Annotated in this window: 18 protein-coding genes, 2 tRNA genes and 2 pseudogenes; 8 read left to right on the forward strand and 14 right to left on the reverse strand. The window is 33.3% G+C overall.

Annotation, left to right across the window (positions count from 1 at the left end; genetic code table 11):
* Positions 1–56: 56 nt before the first annotated feature.
* From msrB to K5I29_RS06885, 10 genes and pseudogenes are all read right to left on the reverse strand, one after another.
* The gene (gene msrB / locus K5I29_RS06840; RefSeq protein ID WP_264431893.1) at positions 57–506 is read right to left on the reverse strand and encodes a peptide-methionine (R)-S-oxide reductase MsrB; all 450 of its coding nucleotides are present in this window, start codon (positions 504–506) and stop codon (positions 57–59) included.
* A 222-nt stretch (positions 507–728) separates the two neighbouring features.
* A complete protein-coding gene (gene msrA / locus K5I29_RS06845; RefSeq protein WP_264431895.1) occupies positions 729–1,262 on the reverse strand; it encodes a peptide-methionine (S)-S-oxide reductase MsrA in 534 nt (177 codons plus the stop codon).
* Positions 1,263–1,400: 138 nt separating this feature from the next.
* Positions 1,401–1,718 (reverse strand): GNAT family N-acetyltransferase, encoded by a 318-nt coding sequence (locus K5I29_RS06850; protein WP_264431897.1) that lies wholly within the window; start codon positions 1,716–1,718, stop codon positions 1,401–1,403.
* Positions 1,719–1,727: 9 nt separating this feature from the next.
* Positions 1,728–2,009 carry a GNAT family N-acetyltransferase gene (locus K5I29_RS06855; RefSeq protein WP_264431898.1) on the reverse strand — a complete coding sequence of 94 codons (282 nt, stop codon included), beginning with the start codon at positions 2,007–2,009 and terminating at the stop codon, positions 1,728–1,730.
* A gap of 77 nt (positions 2,010–2,086) precedes the next feature.
* Entirely contained in the window at positions 2,087–2,770 is a 684-nt protein-coding gene (locus K5I29_RS06860) for a DEAD/DEAH box helicase (RefSeq protein WP_264431900.1), read from the reverse strand.
* Between the two features lie 7 nt (positions 2,771–2,777).
* A pseudogene (locus K5I29_RS06865) lies at positions 2,778–3,939 on the reverse strand (sigma-54-dependent transcriptional regulator).
* Positions 3,940–4,045: 106 nt separating this feature from the next.
* A complete protein-coding gene (locus K5I29_RS06870; protein WP_264431903.1) occupies positions 4,046–5,350 on the reverse strand; it encodes an ABC transporter permease in 1,305 nt (434 codons plus the stop codon).
* A 2-nt stretch (positions 5,351–5,352) separates the two neighbouring features.
* The gene (locus K5I29_RS06875; RefSeq protein ID WP_264431906.1) at positions 5,353–6,291 is read right to left on the reverse strand and encodes an ABC transporter ATP-binding protein; all 939 of its coding nucleotides are present in this window, start codon (positions 6,289–6,291) and stop codon (positions 5,353–5,355) included.
* Between the two features lie 116 nt (positions 6,292–6,407).
* Positions 6,408–7,529, reverse strand: a complete 1,122-nt coding sequence (gene dnaJ / locus K5I29_RS06880) for a molecular chaperone DnaJ (RefSeq protein WP_264431908.1) — start codon at positions 7,527–7,529, stop codon at positions 6,408–6,410.
* Positions 7,530–7,551: 22 nt separating this feature from the next.
* A complete protein-coding gene (locus K5I29_RS06885) occupies positions 7,552–8,088 on the reverse strand; it encodes a nucleotide exchange factor GrpE (protein WP_264431910.1) in 537 nt (178 codons plus the stop codon).
* Between the two features lie 218 nt (positions 8,089–8,306).
* Here K5I29_RS06885 and K5I29_RS06890 point away from each other — a divergent pair, with 218 nt between their 5' ends.
* Complete coding sequence (locus K5I29_RS06890) at positions 8,307–8,975, forward strand: YceI family protein (protein WP_264431912.1); 669 nt, start codon at positions 8,307–8,309, stop codon at positions 8,973–8,975.
* Positions 8,976–9,029: 54 nt separating this feature from the next.
* Here the strand turns inward: K5I29_RS06890 and K5I29_RS06895 are convergent, their stop codons facing one another.
* Entirely contained in the window at positions 9,030–9,941 is a 912-nt protein-coding gene (locus K5I29_RS06895; RefSeq protein ID WP_264431913.1) for a TIGR01777 family oxidoreductase, read from the reverse strand.
* Positions 9,942–10,397 carry a DUF4442 domain-containing protein gene (locus K5I29_RS06900; RefSeq protein ID WP_264431915.1) on the reverse strand — a complete coding sequence of 152 codons (456 nt, stop codon included), beginning with the start codon at positions 10,395–10,397 and terminating at the stop codon, positions 9,942–9,944.
* Between the two features lie 220 nt (positions 10,398–10,617).
* Between K5I29_RS06900 and K5I29_RS06905 the strand changes: the two genes are divergently transcribed.
* The 4 genes and pseudogenes from K5I29_RS06905 (at position 10,618) to K5I29_RS06920 (ending at position 14,189) form a co-directional block, all read left to right on the forward strand.
* The gene (locus tag K5I29_RS06905) at positions 10,618–10,959 is read left to right on the forward strand and encodes a PadR family transcriptional regulator (protein WP_264431918.1); all 342 of its coding nucleotides are present in this window, start codon (positions 10,618–10,620) and stop codon (positions 10,957–10,959) included.
* Positions 10,952–12,538, forward strand: a complete 1,587-nt coding sequence (locus tag K5I29_RS06910; RefSeq protein ID WP_264431919.1) for a PspC domain-containing protein — start codon at positions 10,952–10,954, stop codon at positions 12,536–12,538. The genes K5I29_RS06905 and K5I29_RS06910 overlap by 8 nt, the downstream gene beginning before the upstream one ends.
* A gap of 93 nt (positions 12,539–12,631) precedes the next feature.
* A pseudogene (locus tag K5I29_RS06915) lies at positions 12,632–13,280 on the forward strand (head GIN domain-containing protein).
* A 69-nt stretch (positions 13,281–13,349) separates the two neighbouring features.
* Positions 13,350–14,189 carry a DUF2807 domain-containing protein gene (locus K5I29_RS06920; RefSeq protein WP_264431921.1) on the forward strand — a complete coding sequence of 280 codons (840 nt, stop codon included), beginning with the start codon at positions 13,350–13,352 and terminating at the stop codon, positions 14,187–14,189.
* A 42-nt stretch (positions 14,190–14,231) separates the two neighbouring features.
* Here the strand turns inward: K5I29_RS06920 and trxB are convergent, their stop codons facing one another.
* Complete coding sequence (gene trxB / locus K5I29_RS06925) at positions 14,232–15,176, reverse strand: thioredoxin-disulfide reductase (RefSeq protein ID WP_264431922.1); 945 nt, start codon at positions 15,174–15,176, stop codon at positions 14,232–14,234.
* A 265-nt stretch (positions 15,177–15,441) separates the two neighbouring features.
* Between trxB and K5I29_RS06930 the strand changes: the two genes are divergently transcribed.
* Both K5I29_RS06930 and K5I29_RS06935 read left to right on the forward strand, forming a co-directional pair.
* Positions 15,442–15,516, forward strand: a tRNA-Pro gene (locus tag K5I29_RS06930).
* 53 nt (positions 15,517–15,569) lie between these two features.
* Positions 15,570–15,644 (forward strand) — tRNA-Pro (locus tag K5I29_RS06935).
* Between the two features lie 41 nt (positions 15,645–15,685).
* On the opposite strand, the gene K5I29_RS06940 is transcribed toward K5I29_RS06935, so the two are convergent.
* Positions 15,686–16,135: a hypothetical protein gene (locus tag K5I29_RS06940; protein ID WP_264431924.1), complete on the reverse strand. Its 450-nt coding sequence runs from the start codon at positions 16,133–16,135 to the stop codon at positions 15,686–15,688.
* Positions 16,136–16,273: 138 nt separating this feature from the next.
* Between K5I29_RS06940 and udk the strand changes: the two genes are divergently transcribed.
* Positions 16,274–16,879 carry a uridine kinase gene (gene udk / locus K5I29_RS06945; RefSeq protein ID WP_264431926.1) on the forward strand — a complete coding sequence of 202 codons (606 nt, stop codon included), beginning with the start codon at positions 16,274–16,276 and terminating at the stop codon, positions 16,877–16,879.
* Position 16,880: the final 1 nt, after the last annotated feature.

Raw genomic sequence — 16,880 nt, forward strand, 5'->3', positions numbered from 1 at the left:
CTCAAGCAATGCTTGAGGTTTTGTTTTATAAATAATAACCTATGAATTAATATAATCTAGTTTGATTTAATTTTAACTAAAGCTTCTCCGTTCATGCAATAACGCAAACCGCTAGGTTCGGGTCCATCAGGAAAAACGTGTCCTAAATGGGCATCGCAAACATTACATTGCGTTTCTACACGAACCATTCCATATGAAACATCTTTAATGTATTTGATGCTATTTTCTTGAATAGGTTGGGTAAAACTTGGCCAGCCTGTACCTGATTCAAACTTTTCTGTCGCATCAAATAACAAATTATCACAACAAACACAGGCATAAATTCCCGGATCAAAACTACGGCATAAATCGTTACTATGAGAACGTTCGGTACCGTGTTTACGGGTTACATAAAATTGTTCGGGAGTAAGTTGTTGTTCCCATTCTTTCTCTGTTTTTTCTACTCGTTTGCTCGGCGCAGGATTACCAGAAGTAACAAAATGTATAATTGAATTCCAATTTAGCATAATTTAAAATTTAAGGTTACAAATAGTTTGTTCATTTTCGGTAACTAATTTTTTAAAAATAGATGCAGTAAAACTAACGTAATTTTTTTATAACAAATCGTATCCTACCCATTTTTTAAGATGTTAGTAAGGGCAAGTTGGTGCATCTGCATTAAGACCAGAAACTACAATATAACGTTGGAGTTTTTGTAAATATTTTTCAGCGTTAATTTTATTTTTTTTCTATTCTGAACCTTTTAATTGAAGTTTTAAATTTCGATATTTTTCTAACTTAGGTGCAATAACTAATTGACAATATCTAGCTTCTGTATTTTCGGCATAATAGTTTTGATGCTCAATTTCAGCAGGATAAAAAGCAACAAAAGGTTTTACCTCGGTTACTATGGGTGCATCAAATATTTCTTCTAAATTGATAAGCTGATTAATAATAATTTCTTTTTCTTGTTCGGTATTGTAAAAAATAATACTGCGATATTGCGTGCCTTTATCTCCTCCTTGAGCGTTTAATGTAGTAGGATTGTGGGTTACTAAATGAATGGCAACCAAATCTTGCAAACCAATAACTTCAGGATTGTATGTAATTTGAACAACCTCAGCATGGCCCGTTCTACCCGTACAAACTTCACGATAAGCTGGTTTTTTAATAAAACCTCCGCTAAAACCGCTTGTTACAGATAAAACACCTTCGGTTTCTTTAAAAATAGCTTCGGTGCACCAAAAGCAACCACCGCCTAGCGTAATTTGTTTTGTTTCCATCTTCGTTATTTTTTTATATAGTCGTTACATAAAATAAAACCTGACAAATACTTATAAAAAATCCCTTTAAACAATGTTTATAGGGATTTCTGCATGTTAAGCTTATTCGTTTATTTAAAATTGAATCGAAAAATTGATTTATAAATTTTCAATGCCTACAAAATTTGCATCAACAATTCTTTTCCATTCTGAATTTTTTTTAATGTAAGCAAAAACTAAAGGACAAATGGGCATTAACGTGAAATTATTTTGTTCTATGTATTTCAATGTCTTTAAAATTAAAGCTTTTGCAACACCAAGCCCTGCTAATTCAGGAGCAGTTTCTGTATGAATTAGCTTAATTACTGAACCAGATTCTTTAAAATCAATAAAAGCAGTAAATCCGTTAACTTCTAATTCAAATCTATTTGTAATTAAATTTTTTACAATATCTAAATCTATATATTCTTGCTTCATTACTTTTTATTAAAATAACAATTGGTTATATTCTGGATGCTTATCAAACTGTGCTTTTGCAAAGGGACATAATGGCAAAATTTTATAATTATTAGCTTGTGCATAATTAATTAAAGCAGTTAGTAACTCTTTACCAACGCCGCGTCCGTTATAACCTTCGGCAACATGTGTGCTATCAATAATAAATTTGGTGTTTCCTGCCCACGTATATGTCATTTCGCCTGCAAAATCATCATCAATATAAGCTTTAAATATACCGTTTTTTGTGTTGTTTTCGTGTTTAATTTCCATGCTGTATAGTATTTAATTAATTATATCACAATTTTTATACCGAAAATAAAAAAAGCTACCTAAAAAGGCAGCTTAACTTATGCTTCTGTTTCATCAGATGTTTCATCCATAAAATCTTCATCGTCAAAATATGCTTCATCTTCTTCGTCGGCGTCCATATCAAACCAATACGGCTCAATCATTTCTCGATCAGCTAAAAAATCTAAACGTTCGGTTATATTTTGCGCAAAAAATAAACGTTGGGTTTTACCAATAGCATCGGACAAGCGAATTAATTTGGGTTCAAAACGGCTTTTTAGCAACAAATCACAATCGTCGATAATGAACATTTTAAGTTGGTTGACATCGAATCCGGCAGAACCGAACATTTCGTTTAAACGCAACGGTGTTCCGATCAAAATATCAATTCCTACTGAAATTTGATTTTTATCGTCGTCTAAATCTGTTTTATCGTGTGTCATAAATACGCGTAGCCCGCTGTGCTTGCACATTTCTTTAAAAATGGCTTCGGTTTCTAAAGCTTTTTCACGATCTAAAACAATAATTAGCGCACGTGGAGATTGCTCGAATGGCTTTTGTAGTTTTTGGCAAACATTAATAGCCATGGTTGTTGTTTTACCCGATTGTGGGCCTGAAACTACAACAACGTCTGAACCGCTTTTTATGGTGCTCCAGGTTTCGCGTTGCATTTCGTTGGGTTCGGTTAAACCCATTTCAATCAAGGCTTGTTGTAGGTTATCGTTTATTTTTTTTAATTTCATTTTGGTACTATTTGCTGGCAAAAAGTTTCACATCGTTTTCTGATATTTCTTTTTCGCCTAATATGATTAATCTTTCGATTACGTTACGTAATTCACGAATGTTTCCGGTCCAATCGTATTGTTGTAAAAGTTGAATGGCTTTGGGTGAAAACTTTTTTTGTTGGGTGCCTTGTTCGTCGGCAATTTTTTTGGTGAAATATTCGATTAACAACGGAATATCATCACGGCGATCGTTAAGCGCTGGAACTTTTATTAAAATTACGGCTAAACGGTGGTATAAATCTTCGCGGAAACGCCCTTCGGCAATTTCTTTTTTTAAATCTTTATTGGTTGCTGCCAATACGCGAACATCAATTTTAATATCTTTATCGGCACCTACGCGCTGAATTAATCCTTCTTGCAGGGCACGTAAAACTTTGGCTTGGGCTGAAAGGCTCATATCGCCAATTTCGTCTAAAAATATGGTTCCGTTATTGGCAGCTTCAAATTTACCTGCGCGGTCTTTAACGGCAGACGTAAAAGCGCCTTTTACGTGACCAAATAATTCAGATTCGATTAATTCACTTGGAATGGCTGCACAATTCACCTCAATTAACGGTGCTGAGGCACGATTAGATTTTTCGTGAATTTGATGCGCAACTAATTCTTTACCTGTTCCGTTTGGTCCGGTAATTAAAACGGGCATCGGTTGGAGCAACTTTATCAATCATAACCAAAACATCTTTTATAGCTTGGCTTTGACCGATTATTTCGTAGTTTTTAGAAACTTTTTTCTTTAAAATTTTGTTTTCTACCACCAATTGTTTGGTATCTAATGCATTGCGCATGGTAGTTAACAAACGATTTAAATCGGGCGGTTTAGAAATATAATCGTAAGCACCTAAACGCATGGTGTTTACAGCGGTATCTAAATCACCGTGGCCAGAAATCATAACGATTGGAATTTCGGGCTTAATTTTTTTGGCTTCGACCAAAAATTCTTCGCCGTCCATATTAGGCATTCTAATATCACATAAAACCAAATCGTAATCTTCGGCTTTGTACTTTTCTAAACCTATTTTACCATCTTCCGCTTCATCTACCACATACGTTTCATTTTCTTCGGTTAAAATTCGAACTAAAACGCGACGAATGGCTGCTTCGTCTTCAATGATTAAAATTTTACTCATACGTTACGCATTTACTTACTTGCAAAAATACATTTTTATTTGGTTGTGCTTCATTACTTACTGAGAATATACAAAAAAACTGCAACCTTACGTTGCAGTTTTTTATTTAATATTTTAACCATTTGTAAATTTCTTTCCAACTTGGCTTTTTGCCGTACATTAAAATACCTACGCGGTAAATTTTTGAGGCAAACCAAACCACTGCAAAAAACGTGGCAATAAGCAATATCATTGATGTTATAATTTGCCATAACGGCACACCAAACGGAATACGCATTAGCATTACAATAGGCGATGTAAACGGTATGAATGAAAATATGGTTGCTACGGTACCGTGCGGATCGTTCATTACAGTAAAGAAACCTACATAAACCCCCAACATTAATGGCATAATAATAGGCATTAAAAATTGTTGTGAATCGGTTTCGTTATCTACCGCTGCACCAATAGCTGCATATAATGAGCTATATAAAAAATAACCACCGGTAAAGAAAACAACAAACGATATTAATAATGTTGCTATTGGTAGTTTCATTACTTCATCGATATATAAATTGATATTATCTAATCCGCTTTGTCCGTGCTGAATGGCATTGGCCATTTCTTGGGCTTGTGCTACTTGCGGGCTACTGCCCATAAAAGAATGTGCGGCTAATAAAATAGCTAAACCACAAATGGCCCAAATTGCAAATTGTAAAATACCAGCTAATGAATTTCCGATAATTTTACCCATCATTAAATCGAAAGGTTTTACGGATGAAATGATGATTTCTATAATACGATTGGTTTTTTCTTCAATCACCGAGCGCATTACGTAATTACCGTAAATAATAATGAACATCATAATTAAATAGCCAAATAACGAACCAATGGCAATTTTAATTTCGTTGATGCCTTTTAAGGTATTTTCGCCCGAAAACTTAACTACGGTAATTTCAGAATCGGCTTTAGCTTCATCAATCTTTTTGTAATCAATATTTAGTTTTTCAATGTTATTGCGAGTAATTACATCGTTTATTTTTCTTTCGATAGAAAAAATGGCATCTAAAGATGGGCTATCTTCTGAAATATATTGAACCGTTTTTGCGATTTGCTGAATGCTATCGGCTTGTGGCACATAAATTAAAGCTTTATAACTTTCACTAGCTTGTGCTTTTGCCTCGTCAATTGGCAAGGCAGAAAGATCTATATATTCGGTATGTTTATTGTTTTTGAACTCGGAAATTACATATTGATTGGCATCATGAATGGCAATTTTTTTAATATCCGAATCGTTAATTTTGGTAAGAAAAGCAATTAATGCTGTCATTCCTAATATTAATAAAGGCCCTAAAATAGTCATTACAATGAATGATTTGTTACGCACTTTATTAATAAATTCGCGATTAATGATTAAAAATAAATTTTTCATACTTAAAATTGATTCGGGGTTGCACCTTGAACTGACGAAATAAAAATATCGTTAATGCTCGGAATATTTTCTGTAAAATGCGTTACTACGCCGTTTTGTAACAAAATAGGTAAAACTTGGTTGGGCACATCGTTACCTAAATGAACGTTTAACTTTAGCTCGTTGTTTAACGATTTAAAATCGGCTTGTTCTACCTTGTATTTTAAAGTTAGCTCGTACATTAACTTTTCTACATCGTTCGGAATAATTCCAACTTGGTACGAATTGTTGCGGTATTGCTTTTTTACATCAATTAATTTACCCTCGATAATTTTGTTTGATTTGTCGATTAGCGCAATATAGTCACACATTTCTTCAACCGATTCCATTCGGTGGGTAGAAAAAATAATGGTTGTACCTTTTTTGTTTAGTTCTAAAATTTCGTCTTTAATCAGATTGGCATTTACCGGGTCAAACCCAGAAAACGGTTCGTCTAAAATTAACAATTTAGGCTGATGCAAAACGGTAACAATAAATTGCACTTTTTGCGCCATTCCTTTAGAAAGTTCTTGTAGTTTTTTATCCCACCAGCTTTCAATATTTAATTTTTCGAACCAATATTTTAATTGTTTTTTGGCTTCGTTGCGATCCATCCCTTTTAGCTGTGCTAAATACAAGGCTTGTTCGCCTACTTTCATAGATTTATACAAACCGCGTTCTTCTGGCATATAGCCAATTTCGCCCACATGGTGCGGTGCTAAAGGTTTGCCATTAAAAAGTACTTGCCCTTGATCTGGATATGTAATTTGATTGATGATGCGAATTAAGGATGTTTTTCCTGCGCCGTTAGGGCCTAAAAGCCCATAAATGCATCCGCTAGGAATGGTTAAAGATACGTTATTCAGTGCCGTATATTTGCCGTAACGTTTTACAACGTTTTTAACTTCTAAGATGTCGTTCATTTAAAAAACTTTTAACGGTACAAATTTAACTTATAAGTAGGCAAATGCCTATTATTGTTACATAAAAAACCCAACTTATTCAAGTTGGGTTTTAAATATATAAAATAAGATGGTAGTTATGAGAACATTTCTTTTACTTTTTCGAAAAATGATTTTTCGGATTTTGATGGATGTGGTTTAAAATTATCATCTTCCATCATGTTTTCAAAGAATTGTTTTTGCTCTTTATTTAAAGTTTTTGGTGTCCAAACATTAACGTGAACCAACATATCGCCAGATCCGTATCCGTTTAATGAAGGAATACCTTTGCCTTTTAAGCGTAAAATTTTACCAGATTGTACGCCTGCATCAACTTTAATACGAACTTTACCTGTTGCTGTTTCAATTTCTTTAGATGTTCCTAAAACAGCTTCTGGATACGAAATATACAAATCAAAATGAATATTTTCGCCTTCACGTTTTAACGTTGGATGCTCAATTTCTTCAATTACCACTAATAAATCGCCCGGAACAGAATCTTTACCTGGAGCTTCGTTTCCTTTGCCAGAAACTTTTAATTGCATGTCGTTACCAACACCTGCAGGGATTTTAATTGTTACAGTTTCTTCTTCAACAATTAATCCTTGCGCATCGGCATTATTAGGTTTTGAGCTAATTACTTGGCCTGATCCGCCACATGTATTACAGGTTGCAGCAGTTTGCATACGACCTAAAATAGTTTGCTGAATACGTGTAACTTGACCGCTACCATTACAAGTAGAACAAGTTGTATAAGTTACGCCTGGTGCCTGAACTTTACGTTTTACTTTTACTTTTTTCTCAACGCCCAAAGCAATATCTTCTAAAGTAAGTTTTACTTTGATACGTAAGTTTGCGCCTTTAACGCGCGCTTGACGGAAACCACCGCCTCCGCCGCCAAATCCGCCAAATCCGCCGAAACCACCACCGAAAATATCACCAAATTGGCTAAAAATATCTTCCATGTTCATTCCGCCGCCGCCGTATCCGCCGCCGCCTTCAAAAGCTGCATGACCGTATTGGTCGTAACGCGCCTTTTTGTCAGCATCGCTTAAAATTTCATAAGCTTCGGCTGCTTCTTTAAATTTTTCTTCGGCTTCTTTATTACCTGGGTTTTTATCAGGGTGAAATTCTACCGCTTTTTTACGGTAAGCCTTTTTAATTTCGGCTTCCGTAGCACCTTTAGAAATCCCTAATATTTCGTAATAATCTTTTTTCATTGTAAATATGTCTTATAAGAAATTATTGGCCAACCACTACTTTTGGGAAGCGAATAATTTTATCTCCTAATTTGTATCCTTTTTCTATAACATCAACAACTTTACCTTTAAGTTTATCGCCTGCAGGGGTTTGCGTTATAGCTTCGGCAATATCTGCATCAAAAACATCACCTGCTTTTAATTCTACTTCTTCTAAACCTTTGCTTTTTAAGGTTGCTTTTAATTTGTCAAAAATTAATTCTACACCTTTAACTAAGTTTTCGCCTTCAGATTTAGAAATTTGTGGTAAAGCTCTGTCAAAATCATCAACAACCGGAAGTAAAGCTTGTAATACTTCTTGGTTTGCTGTTTTCATTAATTCTAATCTTTCTTTAGAAGTGCGCTTTTTATAGTTTTCAAATTCTGCAAACAAACGTAAAAAACGATCTTTTTCGGCAGCTAATTCTTGCGTAAGTTTTTCTTCTGCAGAAAGAACCTCGTCAGTATTTGTTGCGTTTTCTTGAACGTTTTCGTTTTGTAACTCTTCATTTTCTATATTACCCGTGATATCTTGACTCATAGCTTATATTATATTTTATTTATAATAGCAGGTTAACAGCAAATAATTTGCCAATTTGAATTTGATGCCACAATGTCAGCTTTTGGCTTATTTTAAGAAAAAACTTGCTTTTTTAATACTTTTATTAGCTTTTCTTAACCTAGATTAATTTGAGTTGAAGGAATTAGATAGTAGTTTTGCGGTAATAAATAATAATTCACATTTTAATAAATAAAACTATGAAAAAACAATTATTAAGTGTTTTCGCTTTATCTATGATGACTTTAGCGGTTGTATCTTGTAAAAACGAAGCTTCTCAAGCTCAAGATGCAGTAGAAATTACTGAAAACGCTGAAAATGCTGACGTATATACTGCCAACGTAGAACAATCTAAAATTAACTGGACTGGTTCTAAAGTTGTTGGTGGACAACACCAAGGTACAATTACTTTAAAATCTGGTGATGTTGCTGTTGCTGATGGTGCTGTACAAAACGGTACTTTTGTAATTGACTTTACTACAATTAACGTAACTGACTTAGAAGGTGACGATAAAGCATATTTAGAAGCACACTTAAAAGGTACAAACCAAGATGATTCAGTAGATCATTTCTTTAACGTAACAGAATTCCCTGAAGGAAAATTTGAAATTGCTTCTGTTACTACAAATGGTGCTGAAACTACAATTACAGGTAACTTAACTGTTAAAGGAATTACTAAATCTGTTTCTTTCCCAGCTAACGTAACTGTTACTGACGAAGTTGTTACTATTGAAACACAAAGTTTCCCAATTAACAGAACTGACTTTAACATTAACTACGGTTCTAAATCTAAATTTGCTGATTTAGCTGCTGATCAAGTTATTAGTGATGATATTTTAGTTCAATTAAATGTTGTAGCTAACAAATAATCTGACTTACAATTTAATTTAAAAAAAACGAGCGATTTAAACCGCTCGTTTTTTTTATACCAAGCTTTTAACAGCGGTATTAATATCTTCATAAACAAAATTAAAATCGTGTGTTTTAATTTTGTTGTTTACTACAAATTGGCCATCTAAAACCAAATGTGCCATTTCGCCCATTGCCATTTTTAATAATCCGGATGGAATGTTAGGTAACCATATTTTAGAGCCAACTTGATTGGCAATGGCTTGCATAAGCTGTGCACAAGTTACCGGATTAGAAGCTACTGCGTTAAAAACGCCATCTAATTCGTGCATTAAAACAAAGGCATACATGCGCACCAAATCGTCAATATGAATCCATGAATAAATTTGCTTACCTGATCCGAAATTAGCACCAATATATTTTTTTACAGGATTAACCATTAACGGAAAAGCTCCGCCAGCTCTTGCAAGTACCAATCCGGTACGAAGCTTGGTTACTTTAATATGTAAAGATTCGAAAAAATCGGCGGTTTGCTCCCATTTTTCAACCACATCTGCTAAAAAATAATCGCTATGACCGTGGTAAGATTCTGTATATTTTTCGGTTAAGCTATCCGGATAAATACCAATAGCCGAAGCGCAAATAAAATGTTTAATTTGATGTGCTGGCAATTCTCGAACCGCATTAAACAAAAGCTTAGTGCTATTTACACGGCTGTCGATTATTTGTTTTTTATATCCTTTGGTCCATCTTTTAGAAATGGTTGCTCCAGCTAAATGAATAATTGCATCAACGCGGGCAAAACAAGCTTTGTCCATAATTTGCTCGTCAGTATCCCAAAAAAAACTTTTTACTTTTTTATGATTAAAAATAGTTGCTTTACTTTGAGAATGTGTTAAAATATTAACCTCGTGATTTTGGTTAATTAAATATTCAACCAATTGTTTGCCAACTAGGCCAGTTGCTCCGCTAATTAATACTTTCATTTACTTTTTAACCTTTACGGTCCATTTAAAATTAAATTCTGATACTACATCATTTTTTTCGTCGTAACCAATTGCTTTAAGCCAAAACGTTTCGCCATCGCCCGTAAAAACAGTTTTTGCAATACCTTCTTCTACAATAAACCCATCTTCACAAATAAATCTGATTTTACCGGTAGCTTTTTTGGTAAAGGTTGCATTGCATTCAGCAACCAACATAGAAACTTTTTTGCCTGATTTTTTAATTTGATTCATAACCAAGGCACCGGTTGATAATTCCGCAGCCATGGCTTGAGCAGCAAAATACAATGATTTGAACGGATTTTGATTAAACCATTTGTGTTTAATGCCTACTTCTGCCCTGCTTGTAGATATTGCTGTTAAACGTACGCCGCTCCACCATGCAGAGGGCAATTTAAAAAATAAAAAGCGATTAATATTACTTGGTGTAAAATTCATGATAGTAGTTTTTTTATTAGTTTTAAATACAAGATAACATTTTTTTTTATAAAATCTAAAAAAGAACAAATGTTAATATTTTGTTAAATAACAGTACTTTGTATTGCATAATACCATCTAATAGATATATATTTGTATTAGATATTACAATCTTATAGATAGTATTATTTCATCATCAATCACAATCAAAAAATGAACAGTTTATTTAAAAATTATCTTTATGAACATAGAGAACACTAAAGCACAGATGCGTAAAGGCGTTTTAGAGTTTTGTATACTTTCTGTATTAAAAGAAAAAGAAGCGTATACATCAGAAATTTTAGACACCTTAAAAGACGCAAAATTATTGGTAGTTGAAGGCACTATTTACCCTTTGCTAACGCGATTAAAAAACGATGGCGTACTGACTTACAGATGGGAAGAATCTACCTCTGGACCACCACGAAAATATTACGGTTTAACAGATGACGGACATATTTTTTTGGAAGAATTAAGTAAAACTTGGCAAGAATTAGCAGGCGCAGTAGCAACAATCACTTTAAATCAACACAACCATGAATAAAACAGTAAATATAAACGTTGGAGGTTTATTTTTTCATATAGACGAAAATGCCTACATCAAACTAAACAACTATTTAAAAGCAATTAAAGCTTCTTTAGCTGAAGATTCTAAAGAGGAAGTAATGAATGATATAGAAATACGCATTAGCGAAATTTTTACTTCTAGAATTAAGCAAGACAAGCAAGTAGTAAACTTGTTAGATATTGAATACGTAATCGACATTATGGGGCAACCGGAAGATTACATTATTGAAGAGGATTTTGTTAAACCAGAACAACCAAATTACGACACAGAAAGTTTTAACAAAAAACTATATCGTGATGAAGATGAAGGTAAAATTGGTGGCGTTTGTGCCGGTTTAGGTCATTATTTCGGTATAGATAGCATTTGGATTCGTTTACTATTTATCTTTTTATTCTTTGTAACAGCTGGAACCAGCTTATTAATTTACTTTATATTATGGGTTATTGTACCTAAAGCAATTACTACGTCAGAAAAATTGCAAATGAAAGGGCAACCTATAAACATTTCGAATATTGAAAAAAAAATTAAAGAAAGTTTTGATAGCGAAGAATTAAACCGAAAATCTAAAAACGTAGTTTCGGGCATCGAAAGTTTTTTAAAAAAAACATTTTACGTAATTTCTAAATTCTTTGGTGTTTTCTTATTATTCATTTCAATTGTTTCTTTAGGCGGAATTTTAATTTTTGGAGGGACATTAATGTTGGCATCTGCCAGCTTAATTGATACGGTTGCTGTTTTTGACATTCCGTTTGAATCTATGACCTTGTTTTGGTTTGCCTTACTAACAACCTTAACCAGCGGAATTCCATTTTTATTCCTAATCCTATTCAGCTTTAAAATTTTAAATCCAAACTTTAAAACTTTTGGCCGTTATACCACATTAAGCTTATTAATTATTTGGTTTTTATCAATTTTAGGATGGATTGCTTTCGGAATTAGACAAGGTGCGCAAGAACAATATGTGGGCCGTGTAACTGAAAAAATGGAATTAAATCTAAGCCCAACTGATACGTTATTGGTAAACTTTAATAACAATAGCTTTTATTCGGCTGAAGAAAACCCGAGCTATTCTGGTAAAGTTATGCTGAATGAAAACGGAGAAAAAGTTTTATATTCTAACCGAGTAGAATTAATTTTTAAAGAAACCGATGCAACACCTTATGTTTTAATAGAAAAAAATGCACGTGCTGCAGAAATTGGCGAAGCAACAAAAATAGCAACGGATATTCGTTTTAATACTCAAGTAAATCAAACATCAATTTTAGCTGACAATTACTATACGTCAGATAACAAAAATAAAAAGAACAGAAAATCGGTTAAATTATACGTTTACGTGCCAAAAAACACCGTAATAAAAATGAATAAAGAAGCGCGAAACTTTTCGAACACGTTTTTAAATTCAAACCAAAAATCGGACGCACCTTTATTTAGTTTTGACAGCAACAACCTGCTAACTTGTGTAAACTGCGAAACAATTATTGATCCTGTATTTAAACCCAATCAACCAACCAATTTAGAATTTGAAATTGATTCTATTTTAAACGCAACCAACTAAACTATGATACGATTTACTCTTTATTACATAAAACTAATTATTGCCTTTATTACAGCCTTATTTTTTACCAGCTGCAACTTAAATTTTAATGGCATGGAAACCATTGCTCATAAAGGCGATATAATTAAAAAAGAAATTAGTTTACCAAGCAGTTTTAACAAAATTAAAGTTTCAAACGCTTTGCATGTTATTGTTTCTCAAAATGCAGAAACTAAAGTTTGGGTAGAAGCGCATGAAAATTTACACGAACATATTAGCGTTTCTGTAGAGAAAGAAACTTTAGTAATTAAAAAAGATAAGAATTTTAAATCTAACAGCGTAAATACCATTTATGTAACGGCGCCAAATATTGAAAAACTAAAGGCATCTAGCGGGTACTATAAAATCGTTTAACGAATTAAAAGTGCAAGAATTAGATATAGAAGCATCAAGCGCAGCCGAAATAGATTTGCATGTAGTTGCTAAAGAAATTGCTATAAACGCATCTTCAGCCGCACATGTTAACCTAATGGGTAAAGTAGTTGATTTAGAAATTAGTAGTTCGAGTGCAGCAACTGCAGATGCTAGCAAACTAACCAGTAAAGATGCAGAAGCAAACGCATCAAGCGGAGCTACCATAAAAATAAACGCCGTAAACGAGTTAAAACTAAATGCATCAAGCGGTTCGAGCATTTTGTATTATCCAACAGCAAACCATTTAGAAACTAAAACAAGTTCTGGAGGTTCTGTAAAGGCTTATTAATTAAGATATAAAGAAAATCATTAGTGCTAAACTAGTGATTTTTTTTATATTTGTAGAAACACAATACATATGCGCAGTTTAAAATCAGTTATAATTTTATCCATTTTAGTATTTTCTTTTACCAATGCGTTGGCTCAAAAAAGAGAAAAAATTAAAGGTTCTAAGTTCATTGCTATCACCCAGCATGAAATAGAAAACTTTGATACAATGGAAATTTATAATGACATAGAAGTACATTTAATTGCCAGTAATAAACCAAGCATTGAAATTGAAGCCGACGATAATTTGCATGAAAATGTTGAAAAAGTGGTAGAAAACAATCGGTTAATTTTACGAACAACAAATGATGTTACCGGCGCAAAAAAATTTGTGATACGCGTAAGGTACACACCAAGCTTAAAGCTTATAGAAATGAAAGATGATGCACAGCTTAATGCTTTGCAAACCATAGAAATTGATAACATTACCATTAAAAACTTTGACAATTCGCGTTCTTTTTTAAACGTAAAAAGCCCAATGTTTACTTTAATTTTATCGGACAAAGCAAGAGCAGAACTTAATTATGCTGGTGAAAATGTTTCGTTAGAAATGAGTAAAAACACCTCAATAAAAGCATTAATTACAAGTGATATTTTTAAATTAGATATGTATCAAAAAGCCAACGCAACTATTGAAGGTGATGCAAATAAAGGAAAAATACGCTTGGATAACGATGCTACCTTTAAAGGCCGAAATATTGGTTTAGTTACAGCTGATGTGTTGGTTGAAACGAATGCTACCGCTATTGTAAATATTAAAGAAAGCATCAGCATTTCTGCTTCAGGAAAATCGCAAGTAGAAATTTATGGAGAACCTACTACGTTTACCATTAAAAAGTTTATAGACAAAGCAAGTTTATATAGAAAATAAAAAAAGCTCTGATACATCAAATCAGAGCTTTTTTATTTTTATTTATTTAGCAGCTAAATAACGTTCGGCATCTAAGGCTGCAATACAACCTGATCCGGCAGCAGTAATAGCTTGTCTGTAATCTTTATCCTGAACATCACCACAAGCAAAAACGCCAGGTAGGTTTGTTTTTGAAGTTTTTCCTTCAGTAATTAAATATCCTACTTCATCCATGGTAATTTGTCCTGCAAAAATATCGGTGTTCGGTTTATGTCCAATAGCAACAAAAAATCCGGTAGCTTCAATTGTTTTTTCTGTATTTGTAGTTTTATCTAAAACTTTAATACCCGTAACTACATTTCCATCACCTAAGACCTCAACAGTATCTGTGTTCATTAAGATTTCGATATTTGGCGTATTTCTAACACGATCTTCCATAATTTTAGAAGCTCTAAATTTATCGCTACGTACCAACATGGTTACTTTTTTACAAAGTTTAGCTAAATAATGTGCTTCTTCGCAAGCGCTATCACCAGCACCAACAATTACTACATCTTGATTTCTGTAAAAAAAACCATCACAAACCGCACAAGCAGAAACACCACCTCCCATTTGTAAATAATGTTGTTCTGATGGAAGTTCTAAATATTTTGCTGTTGCTCCGGTAGAAATAATTACCGTTTCTGCATGAATTTCAGTTGTTTCGTTAATCCATACTTTTTTAACATCGCCTTGTAATTCAGCTTTAGTTGCCCACCCGTCACGAACATCAGTTCCAAAACGTTTAGCTTGAGCTTGTAATTGCATCATCATTTCAGGTCCGGTAATCCCTTCTGGATATCCTGGAAAGTTTTCTACATCATTTGTAGTGGTTAATTGTCCACCAGGTTGCATCCCTTGGTATAAAACTGGATTCATATTTGCACGTGCAGCATAAATAGCAGCTGTATAACCTGCCGGTCCCGAGCCAATAATTAAGCATTTTACCTTTTCTATAGTATTTGACATAGTTAAATATTCTTTATTTATATCTCGCAAATGTAACCAAACCAATACAAATCTACAATTCGATTTACATACAATTTATCACATAAGTCCTTATAAAAAATCAGATAGGTGACTAAACTTACAGTAAAAAACTAAAAATAAGTTTTTTATACCCTATTATAAATCAATCGCTTAAAAAATCATTCAAAAAAAAGAGTAAAAAAAACAGCAAAAAGCTTTTAATTTTAAAAATATGTGTTACTTTTGCATCGCAATACAGAACAAACGGGGTGTAGCGTAGCCCGGTTATCGCGCCTGGTTTGGGACCAGGAGGTCGCAGGTTCGAATCCTGCCACCCCGACAAGTTTTTATAAAACAAATCGTTTATTTTGTATTGCAAATTAAGATAACCTTCGGGGTGTAGCGTAGCCCGGTTATCGCGCCTGGTTTGGGACCAGGAGGTCGCAGGTTCGAATCCTGCCACCCCGACAAAACAAAAGCCATAACAAATTGTTATGGCTTTTTTATTTTTAATTAATCTTATACAGAATATTCTGCATACATTTTTCTACAAAATTCATATCGGTTGGATTATAATCTAACATGTAATGAATTTCTTTATTTTTTAATAAATATTTACGATGGTAAATAACATGGTACAATGTTAAGGTATCGTCTACAACCGTATAAGTACCTTTTATTTTAGTTATTTTCCGATCTCCTTTAATATTTTGCTTCACAACCTGAAAGGTATAATCAGGAAATAAAGTCATTTGTACACTATTATAATGATCTTCTGCTCCACTCTTCACAATCCCAACATATGTTCCAGAAACTTCTTTAAAAACAGAAGCGGTTTGTTCAACCAAATTCAAGCTATCTAAATAATTTTCTTGTAATGAAATTGCATCCGCTTGTTGGCTACAATTTGAAAAACATAAAAGGGCCCCAATTCCAAAAATGACTTGACCGTTTGTCATACTCGCATTATTATCTATTCTTAAATAAATAAACCTTATATTTATTTATTCTATATTTATAACGACAAAAATTAGTTTTTAGTATGATTATATCAATCAGTATTTTGCTTATTTTTGTAAAAAAAATATATCTTTACAATGTTAATACTAGGAATTGCTGGAGGAACGGGTAGCGGAAAAACTACTGTTGTTCATCAAATTATGAAAGAACTGGATGAAAATGAAGTTGGAATTATTTCTCAAGATGCTTATTACCGTTCTAACGATCATTTAAGTTATGATGAAAGAGCTCTTATAAATTATGATCATCCACGAGCAATTGATTTTGATTTACTTTATTCTCATTTAAAAGAACTTAAAGACGGAAAAGCGATAGAACAACCCGTTTATTCGTATGTTTACCACAACCGTACAAAAGACGTAGTTTTAACACAACCACGTAAAGTTATGATTGTTGAAGGTATTTTAATTTTAACAGATCTGAAAGTTAGAGATTTGTTTGATATTAAAATATTTGTGCATGCCGATTCTGACGAGCGATTAATTCGTCGTTTAAAGCGTGATATTGCCGAGCGTGGCCGTGATATGGAAGAGGTTTTAACCCGTTACCAAACTACTTTAAAACCGATGCACGATCAGTTTATAGAACCATCAAAACAATTTGCTGATATCATTATTCCGAACGATACGCACAACAGCGTAGCAATTGATATTGTTAGAACCGTTATTTCTGATAAATTATAAA

This window comes from Flavobacterium agricola (assembly GCF_025919725.1).
Taxonomy (GTDB): domain Bacteria; phylum Bacteroidota; class Bacteroidia; order Flavobacteriales; family Flavobacteriaceae; genus Flavobacterium; species Flavobacterium agricola.

Bases quoted from the DNA above. Each gene is read 5' to 3' on its own strand.
- K5I29_RS06875 (WP_264431906.1), bottom strand. From the start codon at position 6,291: ATGAACGACATCTTAGAAGTTAAAAACGTTGTAAAACGTTACGGCAAA.
- K5I29_RS06910 (WP_264431919.1), top strand. From the start codon at position 10,952: ATGAATAAAACAGTAAATATAAACGTTGGAGGTTTATTTTTTCATATA.
- K5I29_RS06900 (WP_264431915.1), bottom strand. From the start codon at position 10,397: ATGAATTTTACACCAAGTAATATTAATCGCTTTTTATTTTTTAAATTG.
- trxB (WP_264431922.1), bottom strand. From the start codon at position 15,176: ATGTCAAATACTATAGAAAAGGTAAAATGCTTAATTATTGGCTCGGGA.
- udk (WP_264431926.1), top strand. From the start codon at position 16,274: ATGTTAATACTAGGAATTGCTGGAGGAACGGGTAGCGGAAAAACTACT.
- K5I29_RS06940 (WP_264431924.1), bottom strand. From the start codon at position 16,135: ATGACAAACGGTCAAGTCATTTTTGGAATTGGGGCCCTTTTATGTTTT.
- K5I29_RS06860 (WP_264431900.1), bottom strand. From the start codon at position 2,770: ATGAAATTAAAAAAAATAAACGATAACCTACAACAAGCCTTGATTGAA.
- msrB (WP_264431893.1), bottom strand. From the start codon at position 506: ATGCTAAATTGGAATTCAATTATACATTTTGTTACTTCTGGTAATCCT.
- K5I29_RS06870 (WP_264431903.1), bottom strand. From the start codon at position 5,350: ATGAAAAATTTATTTTTAATCATTAATCGCGAATTTATTAATAAAGTG.
- K5I29_RS06920 (WP_264431921.1), top strand. From the start codon at position 13,350: ATGCGCAGTTTAAAATCAGTTATAATTTTATCCATTTTAGTATTTTCT.
- K5I29_RS06855 (WP_264431898.1), bottom strand. From the start codon at position 2,009: ATGGAAATTAAACACGAAAACAACACAAAAAACGGTATATTTAAAGCT.
- K5I29_RS06885 (WP_264431910.1), bottom strand. From the start codon at position 8,088: ATGAGTCAAGATATCACGGGTAATATAGAAAATGAAGAGTTACAAAAC.
- K5I29_RS06905 (WP_264431918.1), top strand. From the start codon at position 10,618: ATGAACATAGAGAACACTAAAGCACAGATGCGTAAAGGCGTTTTAGAG.
- K5I29_RS06895 (WP_264431913.1), bottom strand. From the start codon at position 9,941: ATGAAAGTATTAATTAGCGGAGCAACTGGCCTAGTTGGCAAACAATTG.
- K5I29_RS06890 (WP_264431912.1), top strand. From the start codon at position 8,307: ATGAAAAAACAATTATTAAGTGTTTTCGCTTTATCTATGATGACTTTA.
- dnaJ (WP_264431908.1), bottom strand. From the start codon at position 7,529: ATGAAAAAAGATTATTACGAAATATTAGGGATTTCTAAAGGTGCTACG.
- msrA (WP_264431895.1), bottom strand. From the start codon at position 1,262: ATGGAAACAAAACAAATTACGCTAGGCGGTGGTTGCTTTTGGTGCACC.
- K5I29_RS06850 (WP_264431897.1), bottom strand. From the start codon at position 1,718: ATGAAGCAAGAATATATAGATTTAGATATTGTAAAAAATTTAATTACA.